This window comes from Acetivibrio clariflavus DSM 19732, assembly GCF_000237085.1.
Taxonomy (GTDB): domain Bacteria; phylum Bacillota; class Clostridia; order Acetivibrionales; family Acetivibrionaceae; genus Acetivibrio; species Acetivibrio clariflavus.
The window spans coordinates 1,520,089-1,538,859 of record NC_016627.1 but is presented as its reverse complement, the minus strand read 5'-3'; the positions used below and the strand labels follow the sequence as shown (position 1 = coordinate 1,538,859).

General features: G+C 37.5%; 16 protein-coding genes, 1 tRNA gene and 1 other annotated feature. Of the genes, 2 read left to right on the top strand and 15 right to left on the bottom strand.

The window, feature by feature from the left end; translation table 11 throughout:
• Window positions 1-139: 139 nt before the first annotated feature.
• The 7 genes from CLOCL_RS06525 to CLOCL_RS06495 all read right to left on the bottom strand — a co-directional run bounded on the left by CLOCL_RS06525 (window position 140) and on the right by CLOCL_RS06495 (window position 7,356).
• A complete protein-coding gene (locus CLOCL_RS06525; protein WP_014254595.1) occupies window positions 140-1,171 on the bottom strand; it encodes a glycosyl transferase in 1,032 nt (343 codons plus the stop codon).
• A complete protein-coding gene (locus CLOCL_RS06520; RefSeq protein WP_014254594.1) occupies window positions 1,171-2,346 on the bottom strand; it encodes a glycosyltransferase family 4 protein in 1,176 nt (391 codons plus the stop codon). Before CLOCL_RS06520 ends, CLOCL_RS06525 begins: the two co-directional genes overlap by 1 nt.
• Before the next feature lie 23 nt (window positions 2,347-2,369).
• Complete coding sequence (locus CLOCL_RS06515; RefSeq protein ID WP_014254593.1) at window positions 2,370-3,413, bottom strand: nucleotidyltransferase family protein; 1,044 nt, start codon at window positions 3,411-3,413, stop codon at window positions 2,370-2,372.
• Between the two features lie 59 nt (window positions 3,414-3,472).
• Window positions 3,473-4,480: a glycoside hydrolase family 130 protein gene (locus CLOCL_RS06510; protein ID WP_014254592.1), complete on the bottom strand. Its 1,008-nt coding sequence runs from the start codon at window positions 4,478-4,480 to the stop codon at window positions 3,473-3,475.
• Window positions 4,481-4,759: 279 nt separating this feature from the next.
• On the bottom strand, window positions 4,760-5,464 hold the full coding sequence (locus CLOCL_RS06505) for a hypothetical protein (RefSeq protein ID WP_014254591.1): 705 nt from the start codon (window positions 5,462-5,464) through the stop codon (window positions 4,760-4,762).
• A 468-nt stretch (window positions 5,465-5,932) separates the two neighbouring features.
• Window positions 5,933-6,016: transfer RNA gene (locus CLOCL_RS06500), tRNA-Leu, on the bottom strand.
• A gap of 86 nt (window positions 6,017-6,102) precedes the next feature.
• On the bottom strand, window positions 6,103-7,356 hold the full coding sequence (locus CLOCL_RS06495) for a methyl-accepting chemotaxis protein (protein ID WP_014254590.1): 1,254 nt from the start codon (window positions 7,354-7,356) through the stop codon (window positions 6,103-6,105).
• Window positions 7,357-7,765: 409 nt separating this feature from the next.
• Between CLOCL_RS06495 and CLOCL_RS06490 the strand changes: the two genes are divergently transcribed.
• The gene (locus tag CLOCL_RS06490; RefSeq protein ID WP_014254589.1) at window positions 7,766-8,572 is read left to right on the top strand and encodes a metallophosphoesterase; all 807 of its coding nucleotides are present in this window, start codon (window positions 7,766-7,768) and stop codon (window positions 8,570-8,572) included.
• Between the two features lie 66 nt (window positions 8,573-8,638).
• On the opposite strand, the gene CLOCL_RS06485 is transcribed toward CLOCL_RS06490, so the two are convergent.
• Window positions 8,639-9,991: a glucose-6-phosphate isomerase gene (locus tag CLOCL_RS06485; RefSeq protein WP_014254588.1), complete on the bottom strand. Its 1,353-nt coding sequence runs from the start codon at window positions 9,989-9,991 to the stop codon at window positions 8,639-8,641.
• A gap of 461 nt (window positions 9,992-10,452) precedes the next feature.
• Here CLOCL_RS06485 and CLOCL_RS06480 point away from each other — a divergent pair, with 461 nt between their 5' ends.
• On the top strand, window positions 10,453-10,674 hold the full coding sequence (locus CLOCL_RS06480) for an alpha/beta-type small acid-soluble spore protein (RefSeq protein ID WP_014254587.1): 222 nt from the start codon (window positions 10,453-10,455) through the stop codon (window positions 10,672-10,674).
• A gap of 97 nt (window positions 10,675-10,771) precedes the next feature.
• On the opposite strand, the gene pheT is transcribed toward CLOCL_RS06480, so the two are convergent.
• The 7 genes from pheT to CLOCL_RS06445 form a co-directional block, all read right to left on the bottom strand.
• Window positions 10,772-13,162, bottom strand: coding sequence for a phenylalanine--tRNA ligase subunit beta (pheT, locus tag CLOCL_RS06475; protein WP_014254586.1), 2,391 nt, complete (start codon window positions 13,160-13,162; stop codon window positions 10,772-10,774).
• Between the two features lie 145 nt (window positions 13,163-13,307).
• Entirely contained in the window at window positions 13,308-14,327 is a 1,020-nt protein-coding gene (pheS, locus tag CLOCL_RS06470) for a phenylalanine--tRNA ligase subunit alpha (RefSeq protein ID WP_014254585.1), read from the bottom strand.
• Between the two features lie 125 nt (window positions 14,328-14,452).
• Window positions 14,453-14,704, bottom strand: a binding site (T-box leader).
• 172 nt (window positions 14,705-14,876) lie between these two features.
• Complete coding sequence (locus CLOCL_RS06465) at window positions 14,877-16,037, bottom strand: LL-diaminopimelate aminotransferase (protein ID WP_014254584.1); 1,161 nt, start codon at window positions 16,035-16,037, stop codon at window positions 14,877-14,879.
• Between the two features lie 105 nt (window positions 16,038-16,142).
• Window positions 16,143-17,036, bottom strand: a complete 894-nt coding sequence (locus CLOCL_RS06460; protein WP_014254583.1) for a helix-turn-helix transcriptional regulator — start codon at window positions 17,034-17,036, stop codon at window positions 16,143-16,145.
• Window positions 17,037-17,056: 20 nt separating this feature from the next.
• Window positions 17,057-17,650, bottom strand: coding sequence for a flavin reductase family protein (locus CLOCL_RS06455; protein ID WP_014254582.1), 594 nt, complete (start codon window positions 17,648-17,650; stop codon window positions 17,057-17,059).
• A 56-nt stretch (window positions 17,651-17,706) separates the two neighbouring features.
• Window positions 17,707-18,240: a nitroreductase family protein gene (locus CLOCL_RS06450; RefSeq protein WP_014254581.1), complete on the bottom strand. Its 534-nt coding sequence runs from the start codon at window positions 18,238-18,240 to the stop codon at window positions 17,707-17,709.
• 10 nt (window positions 18,241-18,250) lie between these two features.
• Window positions 18,251-18,643, bottom strand: coding sequence for a (deoxy)nucleoside triphosphate pyrophosphohydrolase (locus tag CLOCL_RS06445; RefSeq protein WP_014254580.1), 393 nt, complete (start codon window positions 18,641-18,643; stop codon window positions 18,251-18,253).
• Between the last annotated feature and the right edge of the window lie 128 nt (window positions 18,644-18,771).

Genomic DNA, 18,771 nt, shown 5'->3' with positions numbered 1-18,771 from the left:
AAAATTTTCTTCAAATGTTCTTTAGTCTTTTTTATTTTACCGGCTTATTTTCCGGCTTTAATGTATTTATAACAGCTTTATTGTTTACTTTTTTTAATACTATTTTTTCTTTACTGCTTATGTTGCATCACTCCTTTTTTCATATATCAATATCCGATATTTTTAAATATGATATTATATATGAAACAAGGCTTTCTGCTCCCATGTTTAAATTTACTCCGTCATGGGTCAGGCCATCGTAACATCCTCCAGTTTCACTATCAATCAGCCTGATTCCCTTTGAATTGGCACATTCATACCATGCATGGCTTCTCTTTGCCTTTTGCAGGTATCTCTTATCCCCTGTCGCCTCATAGGCTTCACAGTAAGTCAAAACCGCTTCACAAGCTTCCACTGTCTGTTCGTCATATTCCGCCGGGGATTCTCCCTTTAAAAACCATCCTTTACATCCCACCGGTTTGAAGTATCCATTCTTAAAAGTCACTCTCTCAAGAAATTCCAAGCTTTCCTCGGCTACATCAAGGAATTTTCTTTCTTTAGTAATCCTGTAAGCCGATATAAGGGACCATGGAAGAACGTTATTGCAGTAGGCCACAATATCCTCAAACCATTTCCAGTCCCCATCCCTGTGTTCCTCATATTTGCAACAAAGAGAGCGGGCAGTTTCATAAATGAGACTTTTTGGCTCTTCTCCATCAAGATGGGCAAGGCCAATAATTGAATATGCCTTTGCTCTCACTGCATAAAGATTTGATATATGAGGCATGGCTTTTTCCAATATATACGAAAAACCATGTTTTATTCCCAAAGGTGTATACTCGTTGGAAATGGCAAAGCACAGTGCCCAAATACATCTGCCGAAACAGTCCTCTGAGCCCTCGTCCTCAAGCCATTTCCTGTCGTAACTCATGAAATTTTTAAACTTGCCCTTTTCATTCTGTGCATTTAGCAAAAAGGAAGAATAACGGTAAACAAGGTCAAGATATTTTTTATCTTTGTATCTTTCATAGAGCATCAGTGCCATAATTAATGCTCTGGCATTGTCATCAGTAGTATATCCGAAGTTTGGATCCGGAATAGAACATTTTGAGTGCTGCAGCATTCCGGTATCGTCAGTCATCCGGAAGATGTGGTCATCCTTCAAAGCTCCTTTGAAACAAGAGCTTACCATTATACCACCTGGCTGCCGGCAAGTTTCTGTTCTTCCAGTGTATCTATAAAGAGCTTTGTATAATGGTTAGCAACATTTCCCCACATCATTGTCCTGCCAACACTCAAGGTCTTCCTTTCCATTTCTTCTTTTGCATCGGGATTCTCCAAAACATATTCTATCTGCTCAGCCAGCGAACGGGCATCATTAAATTCGGCTAAAAGTCCTCTTCCTTCTGCCAGCATTTCCTTTGCATAGCTGTATGGAGTAGATACTATAACCCTTCCATATCCCACTGCATATGCTAAAGTACCGCTGACCGCCTGATCTTTTCCAAGATAAGGTGTCATGTAAATATCCGATAGCTGGAGATAGTGTATAATTTCATCCTTTGTAAGGTATTTATCCACAAACCTTACATGTTCGCTGATTCCCAAGTCGTTTACCAATGCCATCAGTTTTTCTCTGTACACTTCACCCGACTCTTTCTTTACACACGGGTGAGTTTGGCCTAAAATCAGGTAAACAATGTCCTTATGTTTTTTCGCCACCATTGCAATGGCTTCAATTCCATATTCCAAACCTTTTCCCGGACTTAAAAGACCAAAAGTACTAACTACGCTCTTCCCCGAAAGACCATGCTTTTCTTTCAGTTTTTCTCTTGACTCTAAAATCCTGTAGGGTACACCATGATGTATAACTTCTATCTTTGAAGGATCTATATTGTAAACCTTCTCAAGTATGGGTTTTGTATTTTTTGCCATGGTAACAACCTTTGCGCTTTTCTGTCCAAGCACCTCCAATATTTCCTTTTGCTTTTCCAGAGGACTTGGAAGCACTGTATGAAGTGTGACTATAAAAGGTATTTGCAGATTTTCTACAAGATCAAGTATATATTCGCCCGAATCTCCTCCAAATATACCGTATTCATGCTCTATCACAAGAAGCTCTATATCAGAGCTATTAATGGTATTTGCAGTTTCAATATAGCTTTCCCTTTCGTGCTGCTTAAGTTCCATTATAACTCTGTCGCTGTAACTGTAATTGTCATTGCTAACAGCTATAACCTTCGGTTTATTCAGAACTCCCACATTATCAAGTTCCCTGACAAGGTCCTGGGTAAAGGTTGCCAGTCCGCATTCCCTTGGAGGGTACGTACTTAAAAACGCAATATTTCGCGGTCTATTTGAAACCATGTTATAACCTCCTTTATTCCTTTTTATACCGCAATCGGATGACTTAAGCTGCCTGTCAAAACACAGTTTAATTCTTTTTTGTTTTTGTCGATCCTGCAATTGGACATAACCACTGAATTTACAACCGATGCTCCGTCTCCAACATGAACATTGTCCCAAACTACGCTTCCTATTACCTTAGCATTCACACCCACCGAGGAATTATCACACAATACAGTACCAGGACCTATAACGGCAAAGGAACTGATTTCCACGTTTTCACCTATATATACAGATCCTAATATTTTTACACTGTGGTGTATCCTTGCCGACTTGCTGATGTATTGCTTACTCCTGTTAAAGTCATGCTCACCCACATGTATATTTCCTTCAAGGATATCCCTGTGAGCCTTGAGATACTTTTCCGGTGTACCCAAGTCGAGCCAGTAAGAGCATTTGTTATAAACTGCTATTTTAAATCCCTTTTGAAGAAGCAGCGGATAGGTTTCTCTTTCTATAGAAACTGCCCTTCCGGTAGGTATATAGTCCAATAACTGAGGTTCAAAAATATAAACACCCGCATTAATCAAATTGGAATTGCTTTCATGTGGCTTTGGCTTTTCCTTAAATGCGGTAATAAATCCGTTTTCATCATGCTCAATTACCCCATAGGCTGAAGGATTATCAACTTTAGTTACCGCAATTGTCGCCAACGCTTGCTTTTCTTTATGGAAACGTATCATATCGGAAATATCAATATCACTCAATATATCTGCATTAAACACCAGGAAGGTGTCGTCAAAAAAGCTTTCCGCATTTTTAATTGCTCCTGCCGTGCCCAACGGCATATCTTCAGTAATATAATTTATTTTTACGCCAAATTTTTTCCCGTCTTTAAAATGATTTTCAATTTTATAGGGTTTATAGCATGTACTCAATACAATTTCATCAATACCGTGCTTTTTTAGATTTTCAATATTTCTTTCAAGCAGAGGCTTGCCCATAATCGGCACCATTGGCTTAGGCAAGTCGTTTGTAATCGGTTTTAATCGTGTTCCAAAACCACCTGCTAAAAATAATGCCTTCATATGTATACCTCCAAGCTTATTTTGTTTGTAATATATTTATTTCAACAATTGAAAACTTTTTAGAGTTCTTCGTCCATTACAGGTTCCGGACACTTTTTGATGTATTCCAGCAAGTCCTTGATATTAGTAGTTGCCATAGCAATACAGGTATCCGCAGCGCCATAATACATTTTGATTTCCCCTGTTTTTTCATCATGAACCCAACCGCAGGGGAATACCACATCGTCCACGTCGCCTTCTCTTTCATAAACCTCGCGGGGACCAAATACCCATTCATCACTCCTGCGAGTTACTCTCCAAGGACATTCCAGGTCCAAAAGAGCAAGGCCAAGCCTGTATATTGCACCGGCAGCTGTCTGCCTGACACCATGATATAATATTAGCCAACCTTCGGGAGTTTCAAGCGGTGGAGTACACAATCCCACTTTATTGGCATCCCACCAACCGCCCTGGCGGGCATCGATCAGTATTTGGTGTTCTCCCCAATATTTAAGGTCATCGGATCTCGATATCCATATATGCGCTCTCGGACCATGATGCGCTGTAATAGGTCTGTGTATAAGCAGCCATTTACCGTTAATCTTTCTTGGGAATAACGCCGCATCCTTGTCCTCCGGCGGCATTATTGATCCGAGTTTTTCAAATTTTTCAAAGTCTTCAGTCAATGCCATTGAAACCAGAGGTCCGCCTTTTGAATAGGCAGTATATACCACCGCATATTTACCGAGCTCTTCCACCCAGGTAATTCTCGGATCTTCAATTCCCCATTTCTCTTCAGGAAAGTTTTCCGGATCAGCCTCAAGAGTAGGCTTTTCATCTATTATCCAATTAGTTATACCATCCTCGCTGACGGCTTTTGTAAGATGTGAAAAACCTCTTCTATCCTCAACCCTTGCCAAAAGCAATACCTTGCCCTTGTACATGGTTGCAGCAGGATTGAATACGGTATTTGCCGCATAGGGCCAATTTTTTGATGAAAGAATCGGATTGTTAGGATTCCTGTGAAAAAGCTCCCTGTAGGAATGTTTGTCGGAACCAGTGAGCTTTGTTACAAATTTTGCAGCCATAACATCCACTCCTTTGTCCAACATCCTCAATATTCTTTTGAGCATTCCTCAAATAAAAAAGCTTTCCAAGACCTCATCCGCATTAAGAGAAAAATATTATTATATACACTATATAAATATATCTATAAAGCAATCATAATATTAATTTTTTATTAGCACTCAATTGTAGTGAGTGCTAATAATATTTTATAAATCTTTTTCTTTTTTTGTCAAGTCTTTTAGGAAATTTTATTGATAAATTTTGAGAATAAGAGATAATCTAAAGCCCTATATCAAGCCTTATATCGCGTTCCAAACAAATAAAAATGCAAAAATACATCCCCAGGCATTTCCTGTAACCTTCTTAACAATTAACATTCCATATATGGCAAATAAGGTAACTAATATCTCCATTAAACCCAAGAAGGAAATGTTGATTGGATGAACCAGAATGCAAACCACTGCGCATACAACAGCGCCCCAATCAAGCAATTTATGCTTTGAAGGATACCTTTGACTTATCTTCTCACTTACAACCACATAATTAAATCCCTCAAAAAAACCCCATACTGCTATGACAATAAGCATTCCAACTATTTTCAAAAAGATTCCGCTTTCCATTAGTTTATCTGTAAGTATAATCGAAGAAAACGGCATATACCCGTCAAACTGCCCTGAAGCAAAAACATAAACAATAAGTGGTACAAAACACCCCAATGTCCCCAAAATGGATATAAAAAAGTTATCCTTTTTTAGACCGAAGTTAAAGAAACTTTCTCTGCGAATCAAACATACCGCACTAATTCCAAGACCTGCAACGCCAAACTGCAGTGCTGCAATTACTGTCAATCTTAAGAGTACTGGTATGTTGTCATTCTTAACAAAAGACATGAATTGATCTGAAAATACTGAATACAATGCAAAAACTGCAAAAGTAGTCAGTCCAATTATCCATAAGTCAATATCAAGTTTTCTCTGCTGGGGTGTAATATTCGCTTTCGACATGTTTTACCTCCATAAACTTCAATTTCTCTATCTTATCCGAAATAAACCGCATTTTTATATGTAACAGAATTGCACATCATCCTTCAACAAACGACTTTTGCACGTAGAAAAAACTGGTTTTCAAAAAATCAAACCATTGAAAAACAGTACATAATAGCTCTAAAATATTTGTATTTCATTTACAAATCGTATAAATTACCGCAGCCTGTAAGCTGTATTCATTGTTCCAACTGCTTGGGAATTAATATTTAACAGACTGTTTATCGGTAATTTCCCAATTCAGTTAGTCACATTACATATTATACCATACATTATTGTTCCTTCATGGAAAAACACGACAATTTAAAGGACATATTTTTAGAATATAATATAGATTTGCAATTAATGCCAAAAAGAATTAAATAACTTGAAATACATAATCAAAAAAGGATTACAAAGTTTATACCTTTGCAATCCTTCTTTTTCAATTGGTGCGGATGAAGGGACTTGAACCCCCACGTCGTCGACACTAGATCCTAAGTCTAGCGCGTCTGCCAATTCCGCCACATCCGCATACTTGCTAACTTGACGACAAACAATATTATACTTGTGGGAAACTCTTTTGTCAACAGCCAATTTTTTTATTTTTATAAGATTTTTTATACTTTATATTTGCGAAGTTTGCTGTCAAGTTCTTTAACCAAATCACTAAGCTTTACAGCTGATTCATTCATATCATTTATATGCTCAAGCTGATGTTCAGAAGAAACTGCAAGTTCTTTGCTGAAAGCTACCGTTTCTCCCGATATTGCCGATATGCTTTCAATTACATTTATAACTTCTGTCTTGTCATTTTGCATCTTTGTTATCGATTGATTAACATCGTTAATTTTCAATATTATTGAATTTATAGCATTGGCAATGTCATTAAAGGAACTGTCTGTCTTGTTTACTGCCGCATTCTGATCAGCCGATACCTTTTTCATAATCTCCATTGCCTCAATAGCCATTAGAGACTCTTCCTGTATACTTTTCATCAGCATATTAATTTCCTCAGTCGACTTTCTGCTTTGGTCTGCAAGCTTTCTTACCTCTTCCGCAACAACAGCAAATCCTTTTCCTGCTTCACCGGCTCTTGCCGCTTCTATAGCTGCATTCAAAGCCAGAAGGTTTGTCTGTTCTGCTATACTTTCAATAGATTCAACAAGGCTTCCGATATCTTTCGTGCTATTAGTCAGTTTTTCTATTACAGAAAAAATTTTCTCGGCAGTATCATAATTTTCTTTTGATTTGGCTCTCAAAACTTTAACCGACTGAAGGCCAATATTATTCAAATCCTTTATTTTTTTTGTATCATCGGTAATACTGTTATAGCTGTTATAAACCAGGCTGATTTGCTCTGATAATTTTTCTACTGCCGACACTCCTTGCTGCGCATCGTTTGCCTGGATTCCCACGCCTTTCTCTATTTGTTCCACCGTTTGCTTTATTTCACCCATAGCAGTTGAGGCTAACTCCGATGCTGTATGAACTTTGGTTGTAGACTCTACAATAAGGTTTGATATTGAAAAGAAATTATTTAATATTGAGCGCATTTCGCTGATTATAGAATTGATGCAAACAGATATTTCTTTTACAATACCTGCATTTTCAGTATCCACCATGTAAGAAAAATCGCCCTTGCATACTTTCTCAATATCCCTATTTAAAGATTCCAGTATGTTTTTAAAAGTTTTATCGGTTCCTACTTTTATAGTAATTGTAATTAAGACACTGCACAAAATGACAATTGCTACCGACTGTATTATTCTTCCCGACCTAAAATATATATACGTCGAAGTCAGAATTATAATTACAAATACAATGATATATGCAAATGATAGTGGAGTAAAGCGGCCGATACCTTTTTTCATATAAATACCTCCTGCGAAATCCAGTGTTTTATACTGTAAAGTTTCCGGCGAGCAGTCCAAAACTTAAGTCGGAATTATGAATTCAATAGAAATTTAATCTGTAAATTGTATTAACTCAAGGTGTGAAAAAACATAAGCTTAAATTGTTCTTAGAATAGACATATTAAAAATTACTAAATAATTTCCAAATTTTCTTTTGACATTTATATATTACCATTTATATAATTATTCTATTTTTATTGGTAAAATCCTTCTTTTTTATCTAAAAAAATACTTTTATTTACAGTTTTCAATTTAGTAATCCTCAATTGCTAAACATAAATTTTTATCCCGCAATTAATTTAGTTGTACTAAAATGCTTTTACTGATATATTAATTAATAAGAAAAATTATAGTTTGGAGTAATAGGATGATTTTATTATATATTGCTTTTGTATTAATTTTTATTGCTCTTGCTTATATGCGTTTTGAAGCTTCAACTGTTAAAGTAAAAAAAGTGTTTTTTACTGAAAATATCAATCACCTGAAAGTTGTTCAGCTATCCGATGTTCATATTAGTTTGCTTAGGGTTGATATAAAGAAAATCAAAAAAGTTCTAAAAAAAGAAAATCCCGATTTAGTTGTTTTAACAGGAGATTATATAGACAGTACCAGGCATATACCTGCCTTTTTAAACTTCCTTGAGGAGATAAAAGGTAACTATGAAATATTCCTGTGCTATGGAAATCATGATTATAAAACATTTCGCAAAGACGAAGCAGGATTAAAAAAATTTACGAAAGATCTTGAAAGGATGGGAGTAAAAGTTCTTCTTAACGATTCTGCAGTATATAAAAAAGGCGACCGCTCTTACAATTTTATAGGCATAGAGGACTTTAGGTCAAAACGCCATGATGTAAAAAAAGCTTTAGCAAAATGTAAAAGCAATGTAACTGCAAATATTGCCTTTTCTCATAATCCCGACATAGCTCTTGAGATTCCGGAAGATGCAGTAGACTTTTTATTATGCGGCCACTTTCACGGAGGGCAAATCTGGATGCCTTTCGATATTGAGTTTAGACTTTTAAGGCATGAAAGAGTGTGTAAAATAGGAATAAAAAAAGGGCTGAACAAATTGAACAACCTGATAATATACATAAACGGCGGCATCGGTAATGTATTATTCCCTTTAAGGTTTTTATCACCTCCTGAAATAACAGTTTTATATTTTCCATAATCCCCTTATTATTACCTTTTCAATTTAGTAAAAGAGGCAGAACTTTTTAAGTTCTGCCTCTTTATATTACTTGGAAAGACGCTCTTCAAGCTTCTTCTTTTGCTCCTCAAATCCGGGTTTACCCAACAGTGCAAACATATTCTTCTTATATGCCTCAACACCAGGCTGGTCAAAAGGATTTACCCCAAGTAAATAACCGCTTATTCCGCAGGCTTTTTCAAAGAAATAAACCATGCTTCCGAAATAATATTCATTCAATTCCGGCACAGATACCACAAGATTCGGAACTCCTCCGTCGTTATGGGCAAGCAGAGTTCCTTCCATAGCCTTTTTGTTTACAAAGTCCACATCTTTTCCTGCAATAAAGTTCAAACCGTCAAGATTGTCCTTGTCTTCCTTGATTATAATATTCTTTCTTGGCTTTTCAACCTTGATTACAGTTTCAAAAATGTTTCTTAAACCATCTTGAATGTACTGACCCATGGAATGTAAATCTGTTGTAAAATCAACACCTGCAGGGAATATACCTTTTTGGTCCTTTCCTTCACTTTCTCCGTACAACTGTTTCCACCATTCAGTAAAGTAATGAAGGGAAGGTTCATAGTTTACCATAATTTCAATAGTCTTTCCTTTTCTGTATAAAGCGTTTCTTACGGCAGCATACTTGTAACAATCGTTCTCGTCCAGGTTTTTATTGTTATACAGATTATAGGCATCATAGGCGCCCTTCATCATGCTGTCAATATCGGCACCGGACACAGCAATTGGAAGTAAACCTACAGCAGTCAATACCGAGAATCTTCCTCCAATATCATCGGGTACAACAAAAGTTTCATAGCCTTCTTCTGTTGCAAGCTTTTTCAACGCACCCTTTTCCTTATCTGTAGTTGCATATATTCTCTTTCTTGCCCCTTCTTTACCGTACTTGTTTTCCATGTATTCCTTGAAAATTCTGAAAGCTATAGCCGGCTCGGTTGTAGTTCCGGATTTGGATATTACGTTAACCGAGATTTCTTTTCCTTCTATAACCTCCAACAGGTCTGCAATATATGTAGAACTGATGTTGTTTCCTACAAAATAGATTTCAGGTGCATTTCTCTTTGACTTGGGCAAAAGGTTGTGGAAGGAATGGGAAAGCATGTCAATGGCAGCTTTCGCTCCAAGGTAGGAACCGCCGATACCTATAACTATCAAAGCATCGGAGTCGGATTTTATTTTTTCCGCAGCTTTTTTTATCCTGTCAAACTCCTCTTTATCATAGTTTAACGGGTGTTCAACCCATCCTAAAAAATCATTGCCTGCCCCTGTTTTGTTGTGGAGCATATCGTGAGCCGATTTTATAAAGCTATCAAGACAGCGTATTTCGCTTTCTTGTATAAACTCACTGGCTTTTGAATAATCAAATATGATTCTTTCCATACGCAAACCTCCTATTTATAAAAATATATATTTAGCTGTTTTTAACAATTGTCACATAATGTTTATATATTAACAAATGATTAATTTCAAAGCAATAGAATATTCTAATTTTTCCAGCCGCAATCTTTTTCAATTCCATTATAATTTTTCATCCCAACTAAGTATCTGTCAAACTCTGCTTTATTATCCTTTTTTATTTTACATAAATTCAAGCCGCAATATATATATTTTTTTCTGTAAAAATATCAAGTTATAAGAATATATACCATATTATAATCCTTAAATTTCTATGTAACATATTTTAATTTATGCAAAAAATATATTCTGTAAACTGCATGAACCGTGAAAAATAAATTTTCACAATAGATTTTGCTTATCACGTTCATCATGTACATTTATCAAAAGCATTAGCTTATGTAGACTTATTAATGTATTCAACATATAAAAGGCAGGTGAATAATATGTCAAGACCAAGAACACCATTAGTACCCGAAAGCAGAGAAGCTTTGACAAAATTCAAAATGGAATGTGCACAGGAAATAGGTCGCTTGCAATTTGTTAAGGAAAACAACGACCATTACAAAGGCGACGTTCCTGCCAGGGTAAATGGTTTAGAAGGCGGTCCAATAGGCGGCCAAATGGTAAAACGTATGATTGAGATGGCTAAAAATCAGTTAGTATAATATTCCAATCCCCCCTCTTAAAAACGAATTTAATATATTAATTGCAAAAAGCTGAGCATCAGTGGCTATTTACCTGCCAATGCTCAGCTTTTGCCAATTATTCTCTAAGCTGTGCTCCAAGATTGTTTTTCAAGCCATCCAGTATTTTTGCCATTGCCTTGCCTACCTCTTCGTCGGTAAGAGTTCTGTCGGATGCCCTGAAAGTTATGGAATAGGCAACACTTTTCATACCTTCAGGAACCTGTTTTCCCTTATAGACGTCGAATAATTTAACATCTTCAAGTATTTTACCAGCTCTCTGCTTAATAATGTCTTCAATTTGCTTTACCAATATTTCGTCTTTAACAAGCATTGCAATATCCCTTGAAACTGCCGGGAATTTAGGCAATGGTTTGTATTGAGATTCCAAAGATGCATGCTTGACAAATTTTTCAATTTCCATTTCTGCCACATAAGTTCTTTCCGGGCACTCGAAATTCTCTGACACAACAGGGTGTATCTCACCTATAATACCGACATACTCGCCATTAATTGTAAGACTGGCCGTTCTTCCCGGATGGAATGTCGGATTGTCCTTAACCGGTACAAACTCATATTCCTTTATACCGAGTCTTGAAAGCAACTCTTCAACAATTCCCTTCAACTCATAAAAATCGGTTTTACCGTACATTCCTATAGTAAGTACAGGTTTTTCCTTTGGAAGCTCTTTTACCGGCAAACTCTCAGGCAAATATACGAAAGACATTTCAAAGAGCCTTGCTTCCTCTATTCTCCTGTTATAGTTGGTGCTAATAACCCTTAGCATATCTGCAATGGTAGTTGTCCTCATTATGCTGTAATCTTCCCCTAAAGGATTTGATATAACCACTGCCTTTCTCAAATCACTGTCCTGTGGTATATTGAGCTTTTCAAAATCCTTAGGACTGGTAAAAGAATAAGTAAAGGTTTCATACAATCCGCAGGAAATCATTGTATCCTTGATTAAATCCTCTATACGCTGTTTATAAGTTTTTTTGCCAAGGGTAGCTTCCTTACCGGATAATAGAGTTGGCTGAATATTATTGTAGTCATAAAATCTGGCTATCTCCTCAGCCAAATCGGCCTCCCTCTCAACATCGGGTCTGAAGCTTGGAACTTTTACAGTATTAGTGCTTTCATCAATCTCAAACTCGAGAGCCTTTAAAATATTAATCATTTCCTCTTTAGATATATCAGTTCCCAATAAAGCATTGATTTTATCCGGCCTTAAAGTTAATGTCACCTGCTCTGGCTTCTTCACATAACAGTCAACAATACCTTTGCAAACCGTTCCGGCACCCAGTTCTTCCACAAGCTGTACAGCTCTTTCAAGAGCCGGAACAACATTTTCCACATCAAGACCTTTTTCAAAACGGCTTGATGCTTCAGTTCTAAGCCCAAGTTTCTTGGAAGTAAGTCTTACCGATGTACCGTTAAAGTTAGCCGATTCAAACAAAATAGTCTTTGCATTGTCAGTAATTTCAGAATTGGCTCCTCCCATAACTCCTGCTACAGCTACAGCCCTGTTTTCATCGGCTATAACAAGCATGGAAGGGTCAAGTTTTCTATCCTGGTCATCAAGGGTCTTAATGGTTTCTCCCTCTAATGCTCTTCTGACAATTATCTTGTTGCCCTGTATATCCTTAAGATCAAAAGCATGCATTGGCTGACCATACTCAAGCATAACATAGTTTGTTATATCTACAATGTTGTTTATAGGTCTAACTCCTGCAGCTCTTAACCTGTCTCTCATCCACTTGGGTGAAGGACCTATTTTAACATCTTTTACAACTCTGGCTGCATATCTAGGACATAGATCAGGATCCTTTATTTCTACAGAAATATAATTTTTGGCCTCATCGCCCTCTTCCAATACTTTAATTTGAGGTTTCTTAAATTCTTTCTTTAAGGTTACTGCCGCCTCTCTTGCAAGACCTATTATGCTCAAGCAATCGGGCCTGTTGGAGGTTATTTCAAATTCAAAAGAAGTCTCATTAATTCCCAAAACCTCTTTAATGTCCTTGCCCAGTTCAACTCCCGGTTCAAGTATATATATGCCATCCTCAGGTGCGTCAGGATAGTCTTCTCTGGTAAGACCAAGTTCTTCAATGGAACACATCATACCGTTTGATTCAATACCTCTGAGCTTACCTTTTGATATTTTCTTGCCTCCCGGAAGAGTCGCTCCAGCCAAAGCTACCGGTACATAGTCATTGAGCTTAATATTTTGAGCTCCGGTAACAACCTGTATCACTTCACTGCCTATATCAACCTGGGTCACTTGCAATTTGTCAGCGTTAGGATGCTTTTCAACAGATATGATTTTACCAACTACTACATTACTTATTTCCTCACCCTGCACTTCAATGCCTTCAACCTTTGAACCCGACATAGTCATGGCATCTGCAAATTCTTTGGGTGAAACATCTATATCAACATAATCTTTAAGCCAATTTAGCGGTGCCTTCATAACTCTTATTCTCCTTTCACAATATGATCTTACTGTTTTAAAATTCAAAAGCTAAACCGTTAATTTAACACAATCCGTTTATTGATATTTAAAGCCTTCCGATTTTCCGATAATTCTTTCCGGCAACAGGTTTTATCCCTGTACATTAAAACTGTTTCAAGAATCTTATGTCATTTTCATACAACAGTCTCATATCATCTATATTGAATCTTCCCATGGCAGTTCTCTCCACTCCAAGACCAAAGGCAAATCCACTGTATACTTCCGGATCTATACCGCACACCTCAAGAACTTTCGGGTGCACCATTCCTGCTCCAAGTATTTCAATCCAGCCTTCATTTTTACAAATTCTGCATCCCTTACCTCCGCAGGTCCAGCAAGATACATCCACCTCAGCACTAGGCTCGGTAAACGGGAAGTGATGAGGTCTGAGCCTTATATCGGTCTTTTCTCCAAACAGGCTCTTTGCAAAAATCTTCAAAGTTCCAATAAGGTCGCCCATTGTCACACCTTTATCCACCACAAGTCCTTCCACCTGATGGAATATAGGCGAATGGGTTGCATCAACAGCATCGGATCTATATACACGGCCGGGACAAATAATCTTTATAGGGGGTTTTTTGTTCTCCATAACCCTTATTTGAACCGGTGAAGTCTGCGTTCTCAAAAGTATGTTTTCATTTATATAGAAAGTATCCTGGACATCTCTTGCCGGGTGATTCTTAGGTATATTTAATGCTTCGAAATTATAATAATCCATTTCAACTTCCGGACCTTCGGCAATCTCATATCCCATTCCGATGAACACTTCTTTAATCTCGTCCAATACAACGGTAAGAGGATGTTTCTTGCCTAAAACCTTTCTATTACCTGGAATAGTAACATCGATAACTTCCTGTGCAAGTTTAAGCTCTCTTTCCTTATCCAAAAGTTTCTTCTTCAATTCTTCAATCCTATTCTCCAGCACCTGTCTCACTTCGTTGGCAATCTGACCGATAATAGGCCTTTCTTCTGCTGACAGAGCTCCCATACCTCTTAATACTGAGGTAAGCTCACCTTTTTTCCCAAGATACTTGACCCTTATATTTTCCAACTCCTGTATCGATTCAGCAGCGGACAGTTCTTTTTCGGCTTGTTCCCTGATATTGTTCAACTGCTCTCTCATATTTTCGACTCCTCCTTAAATCCCTAATTATATTGAAATATAATATTTTTCTTCACTCTCATTATTAACAACGGGTACATTAAAATAAACGCTCTTTTCCAGCTAATAAAAAAGCTTTCGAACCCAAAAGGGACGAAAGCATATTCCGCGTTACCACCCGTATTCTTATATACTTAAAGTATATAAGCTCTCTTAAGCTTTTAACGGTCGCCAACCGGCATCTCCTACTGATAAATTACCGCTGTACCGGTAATACGTTCAGGATGCTGCTCAAGAGGGAACTTCAACAGTTTGCTTGATGAAGATACTCTCAGCCGGTGATATCTTCTCTCTTTTATCAGCTTCAACTGCCTACTTTTCTCTTTCATCGCATTTGATTTATTTTTAATGGATTATAACACAATTTAGCTAAAGCTGCAATAATTGTTTATGTAATTTAGAAATTGCAAGTTTTTATATCATTATTGCAAAAAAATTTATGTTTTAATTATAGCAAAAAACACTTTCAATTACACCATAAATTTATACCCGGATAACTTTATCATATCTTTATAAACCGAGCTTTCTGATTCTTTCAAAGGCTTCTTTCAGCCTTTCGTCACTAATTGTCAGAGATATTCTTATATATCCTTCGCCATATTCACCGTAACCGCTTCCGGGAGCCACTACAACACCCGTCTTTTCCAGAAGCATGTCGGTAAAGCTTTTAGAAGTAAATCCTTCAGGGACTTTTATCCAAAAATAGAATGTACCCTTAGGAATTTCAAATTCAAAACCTAATTTCTGAAGTTCATTAATGGCAATTTCCCTTCTCCTTGCATATATCTTCCGCATTCCTTCAACAAATTTCTCGCAACCTCTTAATGCTTCTATTCCTGCAATCTGTATTGCCGTAAATACTCCCGAGTCAATATTGTTTTTCATTTTTTTCAATTTCGAAATTGCCTCTCTGTTTCCCACAGCAAATCCCAAGCGCCAGCCGGTCATATTATAGGATTTTGAAAAAGAGTGAAATTCCACAGCAATATCTTTTGCATTAACGGCATTCAAAATACTGGGTGCTTTTATACCGTCAAAGGTAAACTCCGAATAGGCATTATCATTACACACCACAATGTCATGTTCCAGACCGAAATCCACTAATTTTTGGTACTGTTCCAGATTTGCAACCGCTCCGGTTGGGTTATTTGGGTAGTTTACAAACAATATCTTTGCCCTCTTAATTACTTCTTTAGGTATTGCTGAAAGATCGGGGAAAAAACCGTTTTCCTTTGTAAGGGGCATGTGATATGGCACACCGCCTGTAAGAGCAGTAGCCAGTTCGTATACCGGATATTCCGGGTCGGGTACAAGGGTAAAATCGCCTTCATTTACAAGGGCAAAGAAAATATGTGCAATTCCCTCCTTTGACCCAAGCAGCGCAACCACTTCCGTCTCAGGATCCAAATCCACTCCGAATCTCTTTTTATAATGCTCTGCTACCGCACACCTAAACTCCAAACATCCGTCATACTCCGGATAGATATGATAATTTGGATTTTTTATTGCCTCTGCCATTTTCCTTACCACGAAATATGGAGTGGGAAGATCCGGATCTCCGATCCCTAAGTTTATTACATCTACGCCCCTGGCCAACGCCTTTTTTATATTTTCCTCAATTTCCACAAACAGATAGGGAGGGGCATTATCCAGCCGCCTAGCTTGTTTCATAAAGCCTCCGAAATAAAAAAGCCTCCTGTTATTTAAAATATGAAGTTCTCTTGTACTTTTTTCTATTTTTTTATTAACAAAAAAACATTTAGGAGACTCTGTCGGCTAAATAAAATAACTATGCCGCTTTCTGAACTCTCCCGGCGCAACACCGGTCCTGCTTTTGAAGACATAACTGAAATACGGGATATTGTCATATCCACATTCAATGGCAATTTCGTAAACCGGAAGATTTGTCTTTACCAAAAGCTCTTTTGCCTTATCCATTCTGGCATTTGTGATATACTCCGTCGGAGTAATTCCTAAAGTTTCGGTAAAAATCCTGTGAAAATAGGTAGGGCTAAGATTCGCAACTGAAGCCAGATTTTCAAGGGTAATTCTCTGCTTAAGATTGGTATCTATGTATTCTTTTACCCTTTTCACCGCCATGTAATGGGACAGGTTTTTATTTTCATTATTGATAAACGGGTTTTTTACATCGGAACATATCTCATATATAATCTTCAGTATAGTTGATTTGAGAAGTATTCCGGAAAATTCCCTTTTGTTGATGTACTCTTTTAAAACCAAATCAAAGAGTTCCTGGTATTTGTGATAATTTGAAGGCTTGAATACCGAAGGTATTCCATCAAGAAGGGGATTGCGGTAATTAATCTGAAAATCCTGTTCTTTAATGAAATCATAAGTCTGAGGGTCTTTACCCGTATTCCCCAGCAAATCTATGCAAATCATATAGCATGAGTAGGGCATAATTCCCTGCGTATATTGTCCGGGTCTTCTGAATACCACATCCCCCTTGCTTATGCTATACTCCTTATCATCAATCACCATTCCACCTTTACTGTAAACAAAAAACTCCAGTTCATAGTCATACACATATCGCCCTTTAAGTCTGTATCCTTCTCGGAAATTCAAACCCTGGGTAAATAAAAAACTCTTCAAAACTATAGGTGAAAGCTGGTCTATTGATATGTCTGCTGACGTTTTCTCATATTTCACCAAAACGCACCTCTATGCCATCACTTCTTTTTCAGTTTTCTTTTTAGTTTTCGCTTTTTGGTAACAGAGTAGCCAAAATAGCCCAAGGATTTATCCAAAGTCCAATATTCGCCGTGGGAGTAACATATAAGGTCAGCTCTCTCCATGCAAAGTTTACCGTCTTTATCTAATAGCCTTTCATCCACATTAACCGCAACTATCTCAGCAATAAACATGTCATGGGAACCTAATTCTATGATGTCCTTGACCACGCATTCAATATTTACAGGACTTTCCTTTATTAAAGGCACATCAATCTTTGATGCTTTTTCGGGTGTAAGGTTTAATTTCTCGAATTTGTTTACGTCTTTTCCCGATTTAACCCCGCAGAAATCTGTGGCATAGGCTAACTTTCTCGTAGTAAGATTAATAGCAAACTGTCCTTTTTCCTTTATGAGATTATAGGAATACCGTTCCTTTCTGACAGATATTGAAACCATTGGCGGCTTTGAATTAATTGTACCTGCCCATGCTATTGTTATAATATTGGGTCTGCCTTCACTGTCTGCACAAGTCACCATAACTGCCGGAACCGGATTCAGTGCAGTTGTAGGTTTCCACTGTTGTTTTGCCATTTCCATACCTCATTTTCTGTTATTGAATTTCATGTATTTGCTAAATTTTAAGCAATCTAATTTTGTGTTTTTTCCCATTGATTATAATAAACGACTTCATCCAATTTTTTTCTTTTACGGGGCTTTCTGCTTTCATCGGCATACCCTAACGGAGTAAAGGCAACTATTGCCACCTCCTGGGGAACATTCAGCAGCCCCCTTATAGCCCCTTCATTAAACCATCCCACTATACATGTGGCCAATCCCTCGGCTTCAGCTGCCAGCATCAGATTACTCATTGCCAGGCCGCAGTCAAACATGAAATACTCAAGGCCGTTCTTTACTCCGGATTCTCTGATATACGCACAAAGAACAATAACATAAGGTGCATCCTTGCATGCCTTAATTATTTTCGGCTGTCCCGACGCCTGACCTATTATATTCTTGCCAACTTGAGTATCGACAACAACAAACCGCCAGCACTGCCTGTTTGCCCACGAAGGTGCCATGGAGGCCGTCTCAAGTATTCTTTGCACAGTTTCCAACGGAACAGGATCTTTCCTATATGCTCTTATACTAGTTTTGCTTTTTATTAAGCTGTGTATATCCATATCCGTTCACCTACACGAATTTTTTTAATAATTGTTCACATGCCGGCAAATCAGCCTCAGCCCAATCCAATTTCATTATATCCTCAATATCAATCCACATAATCCGGGCATGTTCCCTTGCTTGAGGTACGCCCTTCAATATTTTAGCACTATATACGTATAAATTTATCAATCTGTCTTCAATAACCGATGACCCTTTCGCAATAAAATCACCGACACTGACTTCAATACCCAATTCTTCCCGCAGTTCCCTCACTAAAGCTTTCTCGTGAGTCTCACCTTTCTGGACCTTTCCTCCGGCAAATTCCCATTTTAACGGAAGTTTCATTATTTCGGAACGCTGAGCGGCAAGTACTTTATTGTCCTCAATAATTGCCGCACCTACCACTTCAATTTCATGCATAATAAACCTCTCAATAAAGGAAAAATAGAAGATTACAATCCGGCAATTTCAGTATTTTACAAAGGAAGTATTATTAAAATAAGGTCAGGCTTTTTAACCTGACCTTATTATTATATATTAAATTTATA

Bases quoted from the DNA above. Each gene is read 5' to 3' on its own strand.
- CLOCL_RS06525 (WP_014254595.1), bottom strand. From the start codon at position 1,171: ATGGTAAGCTCTTGTTTCAAAGGAGCTTTGAAGGATGACCACATCTTC.
- CLOCL_RS06520 (WP_014254594.1), bottom strand. From the start codon at position 2,346: ATGGTTTCAAATAGACCGCGAAATATTGCGTTTTTAAGTACGTACCCT.
- CLOCL_RS06515 (WP_014254593.1), bottom strand. From the start codon at position 3,413: ATGAAGGCATTATTTTTAGCAGGTGGTTTTGGAACACGATTAAAACCG.
- CLOCL_RS06510 (WP_014254592.1), bottom strand. From the start codon at position 4,480: ATGGCTGCAAAATTTGTAACAAAGCTCACTGGTTCCGACAAACATTCC.
- CLOCL_RS06505 (WP_014254591.1), bottom strand. From the start codon at position 5,464: ATGTCGAAAGCGAATATTACACCCCAGCAGAGAAAACTTGATATTGAC.
- CLOCL_RS06495 (WP_014254590.1), bottom strand. From the start codon at position 7,356: ATGAAAAAAGGTATCGGCCGCTTTACTCCACTATCATTTGCATATATC.
- CLOCL_RS06490 (WP_014254589.1), top strand. From the start codon at position 7,766: ATGATTTTATTATATATTGCTTTTGTATTAATTTTTATTGCTCTTGCT.
- CLOCL_RS06485 (WP_014254588.1), bottom strand. From the start codon at position 9,991: ATGGAAAGAATCATATTTGATTATTCAAAAGCCAGTGAGTTTATACAA.
- CLOCL_RS06480 (WP_014254587.1), top strand. From the start codon at position 10,453: ATGTCAAGACCAAGAACACCATTAGTACCCGAAAGCAGAGAAGCTTTG.
- pheT (WP_014254586.1), bottom strand. From the start codon at position 13,162: ATGAAGGCACCGCTAAATTGGCTTAAAGATTATGTTGATATAGATGTT.
- pheS (WP_014254585.1), bottom strand. From the start codon at position 14,327: ATGAGAGAGCAGTTGAACAATATCAGGGAACAAGCCGAAAAAGAACTG.
- CLOCL_RS06465 (WP_014254584.1), bottom strand. From the start codon at position 16,037: ATGAAACAAGCTAGGCGGCTGGATAATGCCCCTCCCTATCTGTTTGTG.
- CLOCL_RS06455 (WP_014254582.1), bottom strand. From the start codon at position 17,650: ATGGCAAAACAACAGTGGAAACCTACAACTGCACTGAATCCGGTTCCG.
- CLOCL_RS06450 (WP_014254581.1), bottom strand. From the start codon at position 18,240: ATGGATATACACAGCTTAATAAAAAGCAAAACTAGTATAAGAGCATAT.
- CLOCL_RS06445 (WP_014254580.1), bottom strand. From the start codon at position 18,643: ATGCATGAAATTGAAGTGGTAGGTGCGGCAATTATTGAGGACAATAAA.